This is a genomic window from Streptomyces sp. PL-25, assembly GCF_058344915.1.
Window position 1 is genome coordinate 3,743,792 of sequence record NZ_CP136997.1, and the last position, 15,939, is coordinate 3,759,730.

Sequence of the window (15,939 nt, forward strand, 5' to 3'; positions counted from 1 at the left end):
GGGGACGTCCTTGTCCCTGGTGCAGTACGGGTGAAGGCGCGACCGGCCACATCCGTACGTTCGGGGGGACCGGAAACCAGCCGCTGTTTCCAGGCGCGCACGGGTGCGCCTGCCCGAGGAGTAATCGTTCGATGAGCGAGCACCGTCGCAAACCGCCGCAGCCGCAGGGAGGCGGACGTGCCGCGGCCCGACGCGGCCAGTCCGGCTCGTCCTCCGGCCGCCGCGCGGCACCGCGAGGCGCCAACGGATCTTCAGCCGACTCCGCTGGGTCCGCCTCCGGGTCCACGTCCCACGGGTCTGGCTCGTACGGCGCGGCACAGGAGGAGCGCCCCTACGGCGGCCGGGCCGAGGCCCGCCGGGCGGCGCAGCGCGGCGGCCGGCGGCGCGGAGGCGGGCCCGGTGGCCCCACCGGGCCCGGACGCGGCCAGGGCCGGACGGCTCCACCCGCCAAGAAGCGGTTCATCGACTATCCGCGCGCGGGCAAGTACGGCTGGCGGCGCTGGATGCCGTCCTGGAAGCTGGTCACGGGGCTGTTCATCGGCTTCGTCGGCAGCCTGGTGGCGGTGGCCGGCATCGGGTACGCGATGGTGAGCGTCCCGAACATCCAGGAGACCGCGACCGCCCAGAACAACGTGTACTACTGGGCCGACGGCAGCGAGATGGTCCGGACGGGCGGTGAGATCAACCGCCAGATCCTGAGCTACTCGGACATCCCCAAGAACATGCGCAACGCGGTCATCTCGCAGGAGAACAAGACCTTCGAGACCGACAGCGGCATCGACCCCAAGGGCATCACGCGCGCCCTGCTCAACATGGCCCGGGGTCAGCAGACCCAGGGCGGGTCCACCATCACCCAGCAGTACGTCAAGAACGCGATGCTGAACGACCAGTCGCAGACGATCTCCCGCAAGTTCAAGGAGATCTTCGTGTCGATCAAGGTCGGGACCAAGGTGCCCAAGGACCAGATCATGGCGGGGTACCTCAACTCCTCCTACTACGGTCGCGGGGCCTACGGGCTCCAGGCGGCGTCCCGGGCCTACTTCAACAAGGACGCCAAGAACCTGGACGCCGGCGAGTGCGCCTTCCTGGCAGCGGTGCTCAAGGGCGCCACGTACTACGACCCGGCCGGATCGACGTCCATCGACCCGTCGGCGACACCCCAGGCCAACACCAAGCGCGTCATGAACCAGATGCAGGACACGCTCAACAAGATGGTCGAGTACGGGCATCTGAGCGCCGCGGAGCGGGACAAGTACCGGTCGCTGCCCAAGTGGCAGAGCCCCCGGTCGAACACCCGGCTGAGCGGCCAGGTCGGCTATCTCGTCGACCTCGCCAAGGCCTACGTGATCAACAACACCGGCATCACCGCGGACAAGCTCCAGCAGGGCGGCTACCAGATCCACACGACCTTCGAGAAGGACAAGGTCGACAAGCTGAAGGCCGCGGTGGAGAAGGTCCAGAAGAACAACATCGACCCCAAGAAGCGTCCGAAGTACGACACGCACGTGCAGTTCGGCGGCGCCTCGGTGGACTCCAAGACGGGTGCCATCAAGGCGATCTACGGCGGTGAGGACTGGACCAAGCACTTCACCGACAACGCGGACGCCACCGGTGCGCAGGTCGGTTCGACGTTCAAGCCGTTCGTGCTGGCGGCGGCCATGCGTGACGGTGTCCGTGATCCGGACGGGGGCGAGAACCAGGGGGCGGACGAACGCACCCTCGTCTCCCCCAAGAGCCGCTTCAGCGGCAAGAACAAGCTCAAGATCAAGAGGTACGACGGGACCGTCTGGAAGAACGAGAAGGGCGAGGAGTGGCTCCAGACGAACGACGACAACGAGTCGGTCGGTACCGCGCCCAACTACATGATCGACCTGCGTGAGGCGATGCGGCAGTCGGTCAACACCGCCTTCGTGCAGCTCGGCATGGACGTCGGCCTGGACAAGGTCGAGAAGGCCGCGCTGGACGCGGGCCTGAAGAAGGACAGCCTGACCGGCACCACCTTCCCGTCGTTCTCCATCGGTATCTCCGACCCGAGCGCGATCCGCATGGCGGGCGCCTACGCGACGTTCGCCACCAGCGGGAAGCAGAACGAACCGTTCTCCGTCATGAAGATCGACAACCAGGACGGTACGGTCTACGAGCACAAGAGCGCGGCCAAGCAGGCCTTCGACGCCAACGTCGCCGACAACGTCACCGACGTCCTGAAGACCGTGGTCGAGAAGGGCACCGGTACCAACGCCAAGCTGCCCGGACGGGAAGTGGCGGGCAAGACCGGTACCACCGACGGCAACAAGTCGGCCTGGTTCGTCGGCTACACCCCGCAGCTGTCCACCGCGATCAGCATGTTCCGGCTGGACGACAACGAGAAGAACAAGTCGCGCACGTTCCTGGAGATGTACCACACCGGTGGCCAGGACAAGATCCACGGCTCCTCGTTCCCGTCCGAGATCTGGCACGACTACATGATGGAAGCGCTCAAGGGCCAGCCCGCGGAGAAGTTCCCGACGCCCGAGCCCATCGGTGAGATCGTCAACGCCGCGCCCAGCCCGACGCCCACTCCGACGGCCACCCGGACCGAGGAGAACATTCCGTCCCCGTCGACCACTCCCAGCAAGCCGGAGAACAGCCCGGTCGCGCCGCCGCCTCCGCCGTCGCCCACGCAGACGCACTGCAACTTCTGGGGCTGCGACGACATCGGTGGACAGAACGGAAACAACGGGGCCAACGGCAGCAATGGTGCCAACGGTGGCAATGGGGGTGATGGCGGCGACGGCGGTGGACCCGGTGGCGGGGGCGATGCGAACGGAGGCACCGGCACCTCGCCGTCGCCCACGAAGTCGTCATGGTGGCCGTAGAGACGGTGCCACAGCGGCTGGGGCCGCCTCCTCGCCGCCGTCGGCCATGAGCCGGGGCATCGCTCCGCCGGACCGTTTCACGTGAAACACGGGCCGCCGCACCCACTGGGTGCGGCGGCCCACGGCGTTTTCACTGACGCGTACGGCAGGATGTGCGGCATGCCCAGTGCTGAATCGACGCAAGCGAGCGTGCACGAGCCAGGCCCGGTCCGGCCGACCGCGGAGGACGAGGTCGCCGCGGCCGGCAGTGAGCTGATCGGCGGCCCTGTCGGACGGTACGCGCTGCTCGGGACGTCCTGGTGGACCCCGGTGCGGGTGATCGCCCTGCTCGCGATCGGCATGTTCGCCCTCGGCCTGGTCCAGAAGGCGCCGTGCTACCACAGCGCCTGGTTCTTCGGCGCGAGTTCGCAGTACACGAAGGCCTGCTACTCGGACATCCCGCACCTCTACCAGGGGCGTGGATTCGCCGACGGGCTCGTGCCGTACTTCGACAAGCTCACCGGGGACATGCCCTACCTCGAGTACCCGGTCCTGACCGGTGTGTTCATGGAGGTGGCCTCCTGGCTGACCCCGCACAGCGGCAGCATCCAGCACCAGGAGCGCTGGTACTGGATGGTCAACGCCGGGATGCTCATGGCGTGCGCGGCCGTCATCGCGGTCTGTGTGACCCGGACACACGCCCGGCGCCCGTGGGACGGCCTGCTGGTCGCCCTGGCGCCGGCCCTGGCCCTGACCGCCACGATCAACTGGGACCTGCTGGCGGTCGCCCTGACGGCCGCGGCGATGCTGATGTGGGCGCGCGAGCGTCCCGTCGCCTTCGGTGTCCTGCTCGGGCTCGCCACGGCCGCCAAGCTCTATCCCGCTCTGCTGCTGGGCCCGCTGCTCGTTCTGTGCTGGCGGGCCGGCCGGTGGCGCGAGTTCGGCAAGGCGCTCGCGGGCGCGGTCGTCGCCTGGCTGGTCGTCAATCTGCCGGTGATGGCCTTCGCCGGTGACGGCTGGTGGCAGTTCTACCGGTTCAGCCACGACCGGGGCGTCGACTTCGGATCCTTCTGGCTGATCTGGGCCCAGAACTCGACCGACCCGCCCAGCACCGACTTCGTGAACACCGTGGCCACGCTGCTGGTGGTGGTGTGCTCCCTCGGTATCGCGGCGCTCACGCTCATGGCCCCGCGCCGACCGCGGTTCGCCCAGCTCGCCTTCCTGATCGTGGCGGTCTTCATCCTCACCAACAAGGTCTACTCACCGCAGTACGTCCTGTGGCTGATCCCGCTGGCCGTGCTCGCCCGCCCGAAGTGGCGCGACTTCCTGATCTGGCAGGCGTGCGAGGTGGCGTACTTCCTCGGGATCTGGCTGTACCTCGCGTACACGACCAGCGAAGACGCCCACAAGGGACTGCCGACCGACGGCTACCACTGGGCGATCGCCGTCCACCTGGCGGGGACGCTGTACCTGTGCGCGGTCGTCGTGCGCGACATCCTCGTGCCGGACCGCGACGTGGTGCGCCGGTCCGGGGACGACGATCCCTCGGGCGGTGTGCTCGACGGGGCCGAGGACGTCTTCGTGCTGGGAGCCGCGGCCCGCCCGGCACGGCACATGGCCTTCTACGAGGACGCCGACGTCGACGCCGAGGCCGAATGGGCCGGTGTCCCCGCGGAGCACCGCGAAGAGCCGGAGCACCCCGAGGGGCGTTCGCTCTGAGCGAACGGCACTGATGGCGCCCTGTATGCCCTGCATGAGGCCCTGCCCGGCGACCACCGGGCAGGGCCTCATCCACGCGTGACGGCGACCGGGCTCAGCGGTCCACGATCCGGTCGAACTGCGTGGTGGTGTGCCGCAGATGGGCGACGAGTTCGTCGCCGACCGTCGGTTCCGGCGCGTCCGAGGGCACGAACAGGATCGAGACCTGCATGTGCGGCGGCTCGGCGAACCAGCGCTGCTTGCCGCCCCAGACGAACGGCGAGAGGTTCCGGTTCACGGTGGCGAGGCCGGCCCGTGCGACTCCCTTGGCGCGCGGCATGACGCCGTGCAGCGCCTTGGGCGCCTCCAGACCCACGCCGTGCGACGTACCGCCCGCCACGACCACCAGGAAGCCGTCGGAGGCCACCTTCTGCTGCCGGTAGCCGAAGCGGTCGCCCTTGGCCACCCGCGTCACGTCCAGGACCGCGCCGCGGTACTGGGTGGCCTCGTGGTCGCCCAGCCACAGCCGGGTGCCGATCCGGGCACGGAAGCGGGTCTGCGGGAACTGCTGCTGGAGCCGGGCGAGTTCGTCGGCCTTCAGATGGCTGACGAACATGGTGTGCAGCGGAAGCCGGGCCGCGCGCAGCCGGTCCATCCAGCCGATGACCTCCTCGACGGCGTCCGAGCCGTCCGTCCGGTCCAGCGGCAGATGGATCGCGAAGCCCTCCAGGCGGACGTTCTCGATGGCGGCGTGCAGCTGCGGCAGCTCCTGCTCGCTGACACCGTGCCGCTTCATCGAGGACATCACCTCGATGACGACGCGGGCTCCGACCAGGCCGTAGACGCCGTCGATGGAGGACACCGAGCGGATCACCCGGTCGGGCAGGGGCACCGGCTCCTCGCCGCGCCGGTAGGGCGTCAGCACCAGCAGGTCGCCTCCGAACCAGTCCTTGATCCGGGCGGCCTCGTACGTCGTGCCGACGGCGAGGATGTCCGAGCCGAGCCGGGTGGCCTCCTCGGCCAGGCGCTCGTGCCCGAAGCCGTAGCCGTTGCCCTTGCAGACCGGGACCAGTCCGGGGAACTGCTCCTGCACGTGCTTGTGATGCGCCCGCCAGCGCGCGGTGTCGACGTAGAGCGTGAGCGCCATGGCCGGACCTGGGACCTTTCTCGTGGCTGCGGTGTGGTGAGGTGTGGCAGAGAGGTGGAGGGGACCACCGGCGCCGTCGGAGCGGAGCGCGGGGTCAGCGCCGCGACATGTAGATGTCGAGCGCCTTGTGGAGCAGCTTGTTCAGCGGGAAGTCCCACTCGCCGAGGTACTCGGCCGCCTGGCCGCCGGTGCCGACCTTGAACTGGATCAGGCCGAAGAGGTGGTCGGTCTCGTCCAGCGAGTCGGAGATGCCGCGCAGGTCGTAGACCGTCGCGCCGAGCGCGTAGGCGTCGCGCAGCATCCGCCACTGCATCGCGTTCGAGGGCCGGACCTCGCGGCCGATGTTGTCCGAGGCGCCGTAGGAGTACCAGACGTGCCCGCCGACGATGAGCATCGTCGCCGCGGCCAGGTTCACCCCGTTGTGCCGGGCGAAGTACAGCCGCATGCGGTTGGGGTCCTCGGTGTTGAGGGCGGACCACATGCGCTGGAAGTACGACAGCGGCCGGGGCCGGAAGTGGTCGCGCACGGCCGTGATCTCGTACAGCCGCTGCCACTCCTCCAGGTCGTGGTAGCCGCCCTGGACGACCTCGACACCGGCCTTCTCGGCCTTCTTGATGTTGCGGCGCCACAGCTGGTTGAAGTTCTTGTGGACCTCTTCCAGGGAGCGGTTGGCCAGCGGCACCTGGAAGACGTAGCGGGGCTGGACGTCCCCGAAGCCGGCACCGCCGTCCTCGCCCTGCTGCCAGCCCATGCGGCGCAGCTTGTCGGCGACCTCGAAGGCGCGCGGCTCGATGAAGTCGGCCTCCAGGTCGCGCAGCCGCTTGACGTCCGCGTCCTGGATGCCCTTCTTGATGCTCTCGGAGTTCCAGCGCCGGATGATCACCGGCGGACCCATCTTGACCGAGAAGGCGCCCTGCCGCTTCAGATGGGCCAGCATCGGCTGGAGCCAGTCGTCGAGGTTGGGCGCGAACCAGTTGATGACCGGGCCCTCGGGCAGATACGCGAGGTAGCGCTTGATCTTGGGCAGCTGGCGGTACAGCACGAGCCCGGCGCCGACCATGTACCCCGTACGCTCGTCGAACCAGCCGAGGCTCTCGGAGCGCCACTCCGCCTTGACGTCGGCCCAGGCCGGGACCTGCATGTGACTCGCCGCCGGCAGGCTCTGGATGTAGGCCAGATGCTGCTCTCGACTGATGGTCCTCAGGGTCAGGCTCATTCGGGGCGCTCCTCGGGCTGGCGTGTCCCCATGGGTTCAGGGGCTCCGGCTCTCGCGCCGAAGCCTACTGCGCCAGGGGAGCGCGCAGACTGGCCGCACACCACCTTCGCCCCGGCCTGTCGCCCGGGGCGGCAGCGGCGCACGGCGCGCGGACGGCGCCCGCGGGGTGCGGCGGACGCCGTCCGCGATCCGGCCGGCCCGGTGCGGCGTCAGCTGATGACGCCGCCGAAGAGGCCGCCGTGGGCCATGCCGAGGAAGAACCCGATCGCCGAGGCGCCGAGACCGAGGATGAGGCCGAAGCGCTCGCGCGTGGTCACCGAGATCCACTGGCCGTACGCGCCGGTGAGGATGCCCACCAGCCCGGCCCAGGAGCTCACCAGATGCAGGCTGTGGAAGAGGAGGCCGGTGATGAAGGCGAGGACGCCCAGCACCAGGGTCGTCGCGAGCAGCGCGTCCTGGAGAGGGTGGGACTTGCCGTCCGTGGCGAGGAGGCCGTTGTTCGCGGCGGTGTTCGGTCGCATCGTCTGTGCCATGGGGCACCTCCTGCGAGAGGCAGCGCTTCGTAGCGCCGAGTCACCCGAGGTGTCCAGATTGCCGGGTTCTGTGCCCGGATTTCAACCGGAAGCCGGGTGCGGGTAGTCTGTACCGTCTGCACTTGTGTCTGCCCGGCCCGTGCACGGGACAACCCGAGGACGGCCCGGAGAATCCGCCGGTCCGGCCCCGTTGTCAGTGCCGGCTGTTTTACTGGCACACACGATTGCGTACGCATCACAACCCTCCTGCCACGGAACGACCGTGGCCGCTGAGTCCGAAGGAGGTGGGTTCCACATGCGTCACTACGAGGTGATGGTCATCCTCGACCCCGATGTCGAGGAGCGCGCTGTCTCCCCGCTGATCGAGAACTTCCTTTCTGTCGTCCGTGACGGTGGCGGAAAGGTCGAGAAGATCGACACCTGGGGCCGTCGCCGTCTCGCGTACGAGATCAAGAAGAAGCCCGAGGGCATCTACTCGGTCATCGACCTGCAGGCCGAGCCTGCGGTCGTCAAGGAGCTCGACCGCCAGATGAACCTGAACGAGTCGGTCCTCCGGACCAAGGTCCTCCGCCCCGAGACCCACTGAGCCCCGGCTCAGCGATCTCGGGATCCGAGTAGCAGCACCAGCAGCCAGCAGCAAACCCGCCGAGAGGTACCCCCATGGCAGGCGAGACCGTCATCACGGTCGTCGGCAATCTCGTCGACGACCCCGAGCTGCGCTTCACCCCCTCCGGTGCGGCGGTCGCGAAGTTCCGCGTCGCGTCCACGCCCCGCACCTTCGACCGCCAGACGAACGAGTGGAAGGACGGCGAGAGCCTCTTCCTGACCTGCTCGGTCTGGCGTCAGGCGGCGGAGAACGTCGCGGAGTCGCTCCAGCGAGGCATGCGCGTCATCGTGCAGGGTCGGCTGAAGCAGCGGTCCTACGAGGACCGTGAGGGCGTCAAGCGCACGGTCTACGAGCTGGACGTCGAGGAAGTCGGCGCCAGCCTGCGCAACGCCACGGCCAAGGTCACCAAGACCAGCGGCCGCGGCGGCGGCCAGGGTGGTTACGGCGGCGGTGGCGGTGGCGGCCAGGGTGGCGGCGGCTGGGGCGGCGGCCCCGGCGGCGGCCAGCAGGGCGGTGGCGGCGCTCCCGCCGACGACCCGTGGGCGACCGGCGCTCCTGCCGGTGGCAACCAGGGTGGCGGCGGCTGGGGCGGCGGTTCCGGCTCCGGCTCCGGCGGCGGTGGCGGCTACTCGGACGAGCCCCCCTTCTAGGTCTGTGCACCGGGTCCCCGGACCCGGTGCGACCGAGGGTGGGTCGTACCCACACTTCTTGATCACACAGGAGAAACACCATGGCGAAGCCGCCTGTGCGCAAGCCTAAGAAGAAGGTCTGCGCTTTCTGCAAGGACAAGGTCACGTACGTGGACTACAAGGACACGAACATGCTGCGGAAGTTCATTTCCGACCGCGGCAAGATCCGTGCCCGCCGCGTGACCGGCAACTGCACGCAGCACCAGCGTGACGTCGCCACGGCCGTCAAGAACAGCCGTGAGATGGCGCTGCTGCCCTACACCTCCACCGCGCGATAAGGGAAGGGTGAGCCATTCATGAAGATCATCCTGACCCACGAGGTCACCGGCCTCGGTGCCGCGGGCGACGTCGTCGACGTCAAGGACGGTTACGCTCGCAACTACCTGATCCCGCGGAAGTTCGCGATCCGCTGGACCAAGGGTGGCGAGAAGGACGTCGAGCAGATCCGTCGTGCTCGCAAGATCCACGAGATCCAGACCATCGAGCAGGCCAACCAGATCAAGGCCCAGCTCGAGGGTGTGAAGGTCCGTCTGGCCGTCCGCTCCGGCGACGCCGGTCGTCTCTTCGGTTCCGTCACCCCGGCCGACGTCGCCTCGGCGATCAAGGCCGCCGGTGGTCCCGAGGTCGACAAGCGCCGCATCGAGCTGGGCGCGCCGATCAAGACCCTGGGCGCCCACGCGACGTCCGTGCGTCTGCACCCCGAGGTGGCCGCCAAGGTCAGCATCGAGGTCGTCGCGGCCTGATCGCCGTGCTCGGCTGAACGCAGCTGAGAGAGGGGCCGCACCCGGCTGGGTGCGGCCCCTCTTCGTGGTCGCGGGTGGGCCCGTGCCGTGCAGGCTCTACGGCGTGCGAGCGCGGCTCACGAGGTGGGAAGGGCGTCCGTGTTTCGCGGTCTCGCCGGTTTTCACGGTTTCACGTGAAACAGCTCGATCACCGCGGCGGTGACGGGCGGGCGCCGGCCTCAGCGCGTCGCGCCCGTCACCAGCCAGCGGCCCGACCGGGTTCGTATCCACAGGGTCAGCAGGCGCACGGTCATCATGAGCGCCATCGCGGCCCACAACGCGGTGAGTCCGCCGCCGAACACGGGCACCAGAAGCGCGGCGGGGGTGAACACCGCCAGGGTGAGGATCATCGCCCCGGCCAGGTACGGGCCGTCGCCCGCGCCCATCAGTACGCCGTCGAGGACGTAGACGATGCCGCAGACCGGCTGGGAGAGCGCCACCAGCAGCAGAGCGGGAAGGGCGGTGTGCTTCACCGTGGCATCGCCGGTGAACAGGGGCAGGAACACCGGGCGGCTCACGACCACGAGAAGTCCGAGAACGACACCGACCACCGCGCCCCACTGCACCATGCGCCGGCAGACGTCCCGGGCGCCCGCAGTGTCACCGGCGCCCAGGAAGCGGCCGATGATGGCCTGTCCGGCGATCGCGATGGCGTCGAGCGCGAAGGCGAGCAGGCTCCACAGGGACAGGATGATCTGATGGGCGGCGATGTCCGCGTCACCGAGGCGGGCCGCGACCGCCGTGGCGATCATCAGGATCGCCCGCAGGGAGAGCGTGCGCACCAGCAGGGGAACACCGGCCTGTGCACAAGCCCTGATGCCCGCGGCGTCGGGGCGCAGGGACGCGCCGTGCCTGCGGGCTCCGCGGACGACCACGACGAGGTAGACCGCGGCCATGGCGCACTGGGCGATCACGGTGCCCCAGGCGGAGCCCGCGATGCCGAGGCCGGCGCCGTAGACCAGTCCGACGTTGAGGACGGCATTGGCGACGAAGCCGCCCACGGCGACGTAGAGGGGGGTCCGGGTGTCCTGGAGACCGCGGAGCACCCCGGTGGCGGCGAGCACGACGAGCATGGCGGGGATGCCCAGTGCGGAGATCCGCAGATACGTGGTCGCGTACGGGGCGGCCGTGTGCGAGGCGCCGAAGAGGTCCACCAGCGCCGGTGCGCTGGGCAGGACCGCCACGATGACGGCGGCGCCGAGCAGCAGCGCCAGCCATACGCCGTCCATCCCCTGGCGGATCGCGGCCTGGAGATCGCCCGCGCCGACGCGGCGTGCGACCGCGGCCGTGGTGGCGTAGGCGAGGAAGACGAACACGCTGACGGCGGTGGTCAACAGGGCGGAGGCGACCCCGAGGCCGGCCAGTTGCGCCGTGCCGAGGTGGCCGACGATCGCGCTGTCGGCCAGCACGAAGAGCGGCTCGGCGACGAGTGCGCCGAAGGCCGGAACCGCCAGTGCGACGATCTCTCGGTCATGCCGACGGCGGTCGGCCGCAGGTCGTGCGGGGGCCTGTGTCATGGGCACCAATCTAACCGTCCACAGGTAAGCGATGCAAAGCGCTTTGGACCCTTACTTTTGCCGGTGAACTGTGCAGGTGTGCGCACTGTTCGAAGCGATCTTGGTCCGATGGGGAAAGTTTTTCTTCTGCACAGCCGGTGGACGGGAAACCAGCAGGTCAGCAGTGGTCCCTGGAATCCTGCGAGGGCTTGTTCACAGCACTGTCCACCGGGTCGTGCACAGGTTTCGCCGAGTTCTCCACAGCATCGGGCCCGTCGTCCACATGGCCTGTGGATAACCAGATTGGCTGACGGTGCCCGGGGGCCTACCGTGGTCCGGCGCCTGCTCCTTTCGCCTGCTCCCGAACACGTCGTGAGACGACGCGCCGGAAGCGGAGGCGGGCTGCTCGATATGTCAGTGCCGTGCCGTAGAAATGAGAGGCACGGCGAGGTCCGCTCGGCGGACGGGAGGAGGCCGCTCGGTGAGCATTTCCGAGCCCTTGGACGACCCGTGGGCCGACAGCGGACCAGGTGATCGTCTGCCTGCCTCCCGTCGGCGGCCCGAAGGAGGGCGCGGCCGCGACGAACAGCACGACCGGGGCCGGGAGGGCGACGCCTGGGAGGGCGGCGGCTCGGCCTTCGAGCGGGTCCCCCCGCAGGACCTCGACGCGGAGCAGTCCGTCCTCGGCGGCATGCTCCTGTCCAAGGACGCCATCGCGGACGTCGTCGAGATCCTCAAGGGCCACGACTTCTACAAGCCCGCCCACGAGACGATCTACCAGGCCGTCCTCGACGTCTACGCCAAGGGCGAGCCCGCCGACCCCATCACCATCGCGGCCGAGCTGACCAAGCGCGGCGAGATCAACAAGGTGGGCGGTGCCTCGTATCTGCACACGCTGGTGCAGACGGTGCCCACCGCGGCGAACGCCGCCTACTACGCGGAGATCGTCCACGAGCGCGCGGTGCTGCGCCGCCTGGTCGAGGCCGGCACCCGGATCACCCAGATGGGTTACGCGGGCGACGACGACGTCGACGAGATCGTCAACCGCGCCCAGGCCGAGATCTACGCGGTCACCGAGCAGCGCACCAGCGAGGACTACCTGCCGCTGGGCGACATCATGGAAGGCGCCCTCGACGAGATCGAGGCCATCGGGTCGCGCAGCGGCGAGATGACGGGCGTGCCCACCGGGTTCACCGACTTCGACTCGCTGACGAACGGCCTGCACCCCGGCCAGATGGTCGTCATCGCCGCCCGTCCCGCGATGGGCAAGTCGACGCTCGCCCTGGACTTCGCGCGCGCCGCCTCCATCAAGCACAACCTGCCCAGCGTCATCTTCTCGCTGGAGATGGGCCGCAACGAGATCGCGATGCGACTGCTGTCCGCGGAGGCCCGCGTCGCCCTGCACCACATGCGCTCGGGCACGATGACCGACGAGGACTGGACCCGGCTGGCCCGCAGGATGCCGGACGTCTCCGCCGCCCCGCTCTACATCGACGACTCCCCCAACCTGTCGATGATGGAGATCCGGGCCAAGTGCCGCCGTCTGAAGCAGCGCAACGACCTCAAGCTGGTCGTCATCGACTACCTCCAGCTGATGCAGTCCGGCGGTTCCAAGCGCGCCGAGAGCCGTCAGCAGGAGGTCTCGGACATGTCCCGTAACCTCAAGCTGCTCGCCAAGGAACTGGAGCTGCCCGTCATCGCCCTCTCCCAGCTCAACCGTGGTCCCGAGCAGCGCACCGACAAGAAGCCGATGGTCTCCGACCTGCGTGAGTCCGGCTCCATCGAGCAGGACGCGGACATGGTCATCCTGCTGCACCGCGAGGACGCCTATGAGAAGGAGTCCCCGCGCGCGGGCGAGGCGGACCTGATCGTCGCCAAGCACCGTAACGGCCCGACCGCGACGATCACGGTCGCCTTCCAGGGCCACTACTCCCGCTTCGTGGACATGGCCCAGACCTGACCTCGGCTCCCTGGAGGGCGAAGAAGACAGCCCCACCCGTCACCTTGCGCCGTGCCTTCGAACGGACGGGAACGCCAGTACCACCCCGACTGCGGTCAGCTGCCACAACACACCAAGCCCGAGGAGCCGGTCTGCCCCTACGGCACCCGACACCGGCCCGGCCAGCGCCAGCCCGAGCGGCCCCAGGGCGAAGGCACCCAGGCTGTCGAACGCACTGACACGTCCGCGGACCTCGACGGGGATCTCGCGCTGCATGACGGTCGTCACGAGGGTGTTGCACACCGCTGCTCCGACCCCTGCGAAGAGTGCGGCTGCGGCCACCCAGCCCAACGACAACCGCGCCGCCAACGCTGCCGCCGGGACTGCCCAGCCCGCGGATGCGGCCACGGACCAGACGAGTGCCCGGCTGGGGTTCCTGCCGAGCAGCGCCAGGCCGCCCCCGATTGAGCCGATGCCGTAGAGGGCCAGCACCAGCCCCCAGGCACCGGCACCGCCGAGCCGCTGCTGGGCAAGAGTCGGGCCCAGTACCAGGAACGGTGCCCAGAGGACGAAGTTGAAGAGGCTGATGTGGAGGGTCGTGACCCACAGCCACGTGCGGGAGGTGAACTCCTTCCAGCCGCGTCCCAGGTCGGTGAACAATCCATGGCGGGGCGTGGCCAACTGCGACAGGGGCAGCCCAGCCAAGGCTATGACGCTCACGCCGTAGCTGGCCGCGTCGACAGCGACCACGGTGCCCGCATCAGAAACAGCGATGAGCAGGCCGGCTAGACCTGGACCTGCGACCGAGGTCACAGCCTGGGTGATCTGCAGCAGCGAGTTGGCGTCCGCAAGGTCATCCGCAGGAACGAGGTGGGGCACCAGAGCTGTCAGGCCCGGACTGAACCCTCCCTCACCGATTCCGAGGAGCACCGCCAGCACGACCACTTCCCAGACCTTCGCGCTATGGGTGAACAGCAGTACGGCCAGCGTGCCCTGGGCGGTGAACCGGAGCAGATCCGCTGTCAGCATGACTGCACGGGCTCCGAGCCGATCGGTGAACACGCCGCCGAGCAGCAGTACGACCAGCACCGCGAGGATCCGCGCCGCCATCACCACGCCGACGGCGTCCACCCCGCCGCCAGGCATCTGCAGCACGGCGAAGGTCGTACCGATCGTGTTCATCCCGGTGCCGAGTAACGACGTGCTCTGGCCGGCGAGGAAGCGGCGGAACCGGGAGTATCGCAGCGTGCGCAGGCGGTGAGTGGCTGTTCGGGGCTTGGATGCAGCGGGCGGGCGAGTGCGAAGCGTCATGGCTCCGCACTGTTCCTCCATCAACCTATTTCGGGCAAGCGTTTCCGGGAAAGAAATCTGAGTCTTTCGCGAGTAGTTATTGTTCCGGTTTAACTGGCGCAGTAAATGGCCTCTATTTACTGCAACTTGCCTGGTGGTAGGCTCACCGGAAGAAGAATGGGGCAGGCTCCATGGGGTTTATTTACTGCGGATGGCCAGTGTGATCCAGCGTGAAACCGACAGTGTGGGCACACCTCGTCCGGCGCCGGTGGAGTACAGCGCCGCCGTCGACCGCTATCTCGCTGCGGCCGATCTCGGCAGCGCCTCCCGCCGCGTGTACCGCATCTCGCTGGTCGGGTGGTCCTGGCCATTGGTCGACCGCCAGGCTCCGGCCGGTCGCGAGCGCCGGGGAGCTCACCCACCCGTTGTTCCGTTTGCCCTGCTCGACGACCCGAAGGCCCCGGAGCGGCTGCAACGGGGACTGACCGACCGCGCCGCTGCTGCCGAGCCACGCACACTGGCCCGCGAACTGGCCTGCCTTCGAGCCGCTACGGCGTGGTGGCTGGCAGAAGGCTGGATCACCGCAGACCCGGCCGCCGGGCTGGCACCGCCGCCTCCGTGTCCTGGACCGATACCGAACGCCTCTGGTGCTTCCACGGCTACGAGGGTGACCGCCGCCGACCCGGATCGGGCCCACGCTGCCCTCGCTTTGCGGGCTCCGCTCCGGGAGTTGACTCTGTGGCACCTCCTCCATGAGTCGAGAGCCCCCGTAGAACAGGTGCTTGCCCTCAATATCGACGACCTCGACCTACCTGGTCGCCGCACCCGGGCGCGCGCGGCAGCATCCCTGAGCTGGGAACGGGGCACGGCGCGCTTGCTGCCCATGCTGCTGGCCGGGCGCACTGCGGGGCCGGTGTTCGTCACCGACCGACGGGCCCCGGCCCCCACACCGGCAGCTGACCGCTGCCCGGTGACCGGCCGGGGACGGCTTTCCTACCGCCGGGCCGCCGAGCTCTTCACAGCCGCGACCAGACCACTCGATCCAGCCGGCCGTGGCTGGACCCTGCTTGTCCTCCGCGACCGGGCACCCCGGAACAGGTCGGTCCCCAGATGACGCATCGGCGAGGTGCCGCTATCCGCGGACTCTCGAAGAGCCTGGCTCCTCGGACGTGCAGCGACGAGCTGACCTCAACCGGCGATCACGTACTCGTCGATCAGCCCGGCGCGCAGGGCCGCTCCGGCGAGCGTGGCGCCGCCGATGGTCATCGGGCCGCCGTCCTCGGCCTTGAGCCGGGTGATCTCCGCGAGCGCGTCGCCGGTGACCAGGCGGGTGTTCCGGTCGACCGTGTCGAGCGTCGAGGAGAACACCACCTTCGGTGTGTCCCGCCAGTTCCGCGCGAACCCGATCTCCGCCGGGGTGGCGCCCGGCTGTCGGTCGCCGGTCGGCCAGGAGGAGCTCATCGTCTCCCACAGCTTGCGCCCGTACAGCGCCAGGCCGCTCGCCTGCTCATGGTCGAGCCACCACTGGAACAACTCGTCGCTCGGCGGTCCGCTCCAGCCGATGTCGTCGCCGGCCGCGGTGACGAAGCCGTCCAGGGTCAGGTTCATGCCGTAGATCAGTTTCCGCATGGCCCAGCCTTCCGTCCGTGGGTGTCCGGCGTACGGACCGGAGCGGCGCGGGAAACTCATCGGCGCGCGATCCGGGCTC

General features: G+C 69.0%; 12 protein-coding genes and 1 pseudogene. 7 read left to right on the forward strand and 6 right to left on the reverse strand.

The window, feature by feature from the left end; genetic code table 11:
- Positions 1-131: 131 nt before the first annotated feature.
- Positions 132-2,855, forward strand: a complete 2,724-nt coding sequence (locus R4Z62_RS16785) for a transglycosylase domain-containing protein (protein ID WP_079158981.1) — start codon at positions 132-134, stop codon at positions 2,853-2,855.
- Positions 2,856-3,014: 159 nt separating this feature from the next.
- Positions 3,015-4,553: a glycosyltransferase family 87 protein gene (locus R4Z62_RS16790; RefSeq protein ID WP_491520213.1), complete on the forward strand. Its 1,539-nt coding sequence runs from the start codon at positions 3,015-3,017 to the stop codon at positions 4,551-4,553.
- A 94-nt stretch (positions 4,554-4,647) separates the two neighbouring features.
- Here the strand turns inward: R4Z62_RS16790 and R4Z62_RS16795 are convergent, their stop codons facing one another.
- From R4Z62_RS16795 to R4Z62_RS16805, 3 genes are all read right to left on the reverse strand, one after another.
- Positions 4,648-5,679: an alanine racemase gene (locus tag R4Z62_RS16795; protein ID WP_018566236.1), complete on the reverse strand. Its 1,032-nt coding sequence runs from the start codon at positions 5,677-5,679 to the stop codon at positions 4,648-4,650.
- Between the two features lie 94 nt (positions 5,680-5,773).
- Positions 5,774-6,895, reverse strand: coding sequence for a peptidoglycan bridge formation glycyltransferase FemX (femX, locus tag R4Z62_RS16800; protein WP_064534046.1), 1,122 nt, complete (start codon positions 6,893-6,895; stop codon positions 5,774-5,776).
- A 209-nt stretch (positions 6,896-7,104) separates the two neighbouring features.
- The gene (locus tag R4Z62_RS16805; protein ID WP_018566238.1) at positions 7,105-7,428 is read right to left on the reverse strand and encodes a hypothetical protein; all 324 of its coding nucleotides are present in this window, start codon (positions 7,426-7,428) and stop codon (positions 7,105-7,107) included.
- Positions 7,429-7,723: 295 nt separating this feature from the next.
- Here R4Z62_RS16805 and rpsF point away from each other — a divergent pair, with 295 nt between their 5' ends.
- The 4 genes from rpsF to rplI all read left to right on the forward strand — a co-directional run bounded on the left by rpsF (position 7,724) and on the right by rplI (position 9,467).
- The gene (gene rpsF, locus R4Z62_RS16810; protein WP_018566239.1) at positions 7,724-8,014 is read left to right on the forward strand and encodes a 30S ribosomal protein S6; all 291 of its coding nucleotides are present in this window, start codon (positions 7,724-7,726) and stop codon (positions 8,012-8,014) included.
- Between the two features lie 74 nt (positions 8,015-8,088).
- Positions 8,089-8,685 carry a single-stranded DNA-binding protein gene (locus R4Z62_RS16815; RefSeq protein ID WP_018566240.1) on the forward strand — a complete coding sequence of 199 codons (597 nt, stop codon included), beginning with the start codon at positions 8,089-8,091 and terminating at the stop codon, positions 8,683-8,685.
- A gap of 80 nt (positions 8,686-8,765) precedes the next feature.
- On the forward strand, positions 8,766-9,002 hold the full coding sequence (gene rpsR, locus R4Z62_RS16820) for a 30S ribosomal protein S18 (RefSeq protein WP_003949403.1): 237 nt from the start codon (positions 8,766-8,768) through the stop codon (positions 9,000-9,002).
- An 18-nt stretch (positions 9,003-9,020) separates the two neighbouring features.
- Positions 9,021-9,467, forward strand: coding sequence for a 50S ribosomal protein L9 (gene rplI / locus R4Z62_RS16825; protein ID WP_018566241.1), 447 nt, complete (start codon positions 9,021-9,023; stop codon positions 9,465-9,467).
- Between the two features lie 218 nt (positions 9,468-9,685).
- Here rplI and R4Z62_RS16830 read toward each other — a convergent pair whose 3' ends face one another.
- Positions 9,686-11,023: an MATE family efflux transporter gene (locus R4Z62_RS16830; RefSeq protein ID WP_382848927.1), complete on the reverse strand. Its 1,338-nt coding sequence runs from the start codon at positions 11,021-11,023 to the stop codon at positions 9,686-9,688.
- A gap of 460 nt (positions 11,024-11,483) precedes the next feature.
- On the opposite strand from R4Z62_RS16830, the gene dnaB reads away from it, so the two are divergent.
- Entirely contained in the window at positions 11,484-12,962 is a 1,479-nt protein-coding gene (gene dnaB, locus R4Z62_RS16835; protein WP_064534043.1) for a replicative DNA helicase, read from the forward strand.
- Between the two features lie 39 nt (positions 12,963-13,001).
- Here the strand turns inward: dnaB and R4Z62_RS16840 are convergent, their stop codons facing one another.
- The gene (locus R4Z62_RS16840; RefSeq protein ID WP_491520214.1) at positions 13,002-14,252 is read right to left on the reverse strand and encodes an MFS transporter; all 1,251 of its coding nucleotides are present in this window, start codon (positions 14,250-14,252) and stop codon (positions 13,002-13,004) included.
- 1,173 nt (positions 14,253-15,425) lie between these two features.
- A pseudogene (locus R4Z62_RS16845) lies at positions 15,426-15,860 on the reverse strand (dihydrofolate reductase family protein); the annotation flags it as partial.
- Positions 15,861-15,939 lie beyond the last annotated feature (79 nt).

Coding starts and splice junctions, on each gene's coding strand:
- R4Z62_RS16785 (WP_079158981.1), top strand. CDS start 132: ATGAGCGAGCACCGTCGCAAACCGCCGCAGCCGCAGGGAGGCGGACGT.
- R4Z62_RS16790 (WP_491520213.1), top strand. CDS start 3,015: ATGCCCAGTGCTGAATCGACGCAAGCGAGCGTGCACGAGCCAGGCCCG.
- R4Z62_RS16795 (WP_018566236.1), bottom strand. CDS start 5,679: ATGGCGCTCACGCTCTACGTCGACACCGCGCGCTGGCGGGCGCATCAC.
- femX (WP_064534046.1), bottom strand. CDS start 6,895: ATGAGCCTGACCCTGAGGACCATCAGTCGAGAGCAGCATCTGGCCTAC.
- R4Z62_RS16805 (WP_018566238.1), bottom strand. CDS start 7,428: ATGGCACAGACGATGCGACCGAACACCGCCGCGAACAACGGCCTCCTC.
- rpsF (WP_018566239.1), top strand. CDS start 7,724: ATGCGTCACTACGAGGTGATGGTCATCCTCGACCCCGATGTCGAGGAG.
- R4Z62_RS16815 (WP_018566240.1), top strand. CDS start 8,089: ATGGCAGGCGAGACCGTCATCACGGTCGTCGGCAATCTCGTCGACGAC.
- rpsR (WP_003949403.1), top strand. CDS start 8,766: ATGGCGAAGCCGCCTGTGCGCAAGCCTAAGAAGAAGGTCTGCGCTTTC.
- rplI (WP_018566241.1), top strand. CDS start 9,021: ATGAAGATCATCCTGACCCACGAGGTCACCGGCCTCGGTGCCGCGGGC.
- R4Z62_RS16830 (WP_382848927.1), bottom strand. CDS start 11,023: ATGACACAGGCCCCCGCACGACCTGCGGCCGACCGCCGTCGGCATGAC.
- R4Z62_RS16840 (WP_491520214.1), bottom strand. CDS start 14,252: ATGACGCTTCGCACTCGCCCGCCCGCTGCATCCAAGCCCCGAACAGCC.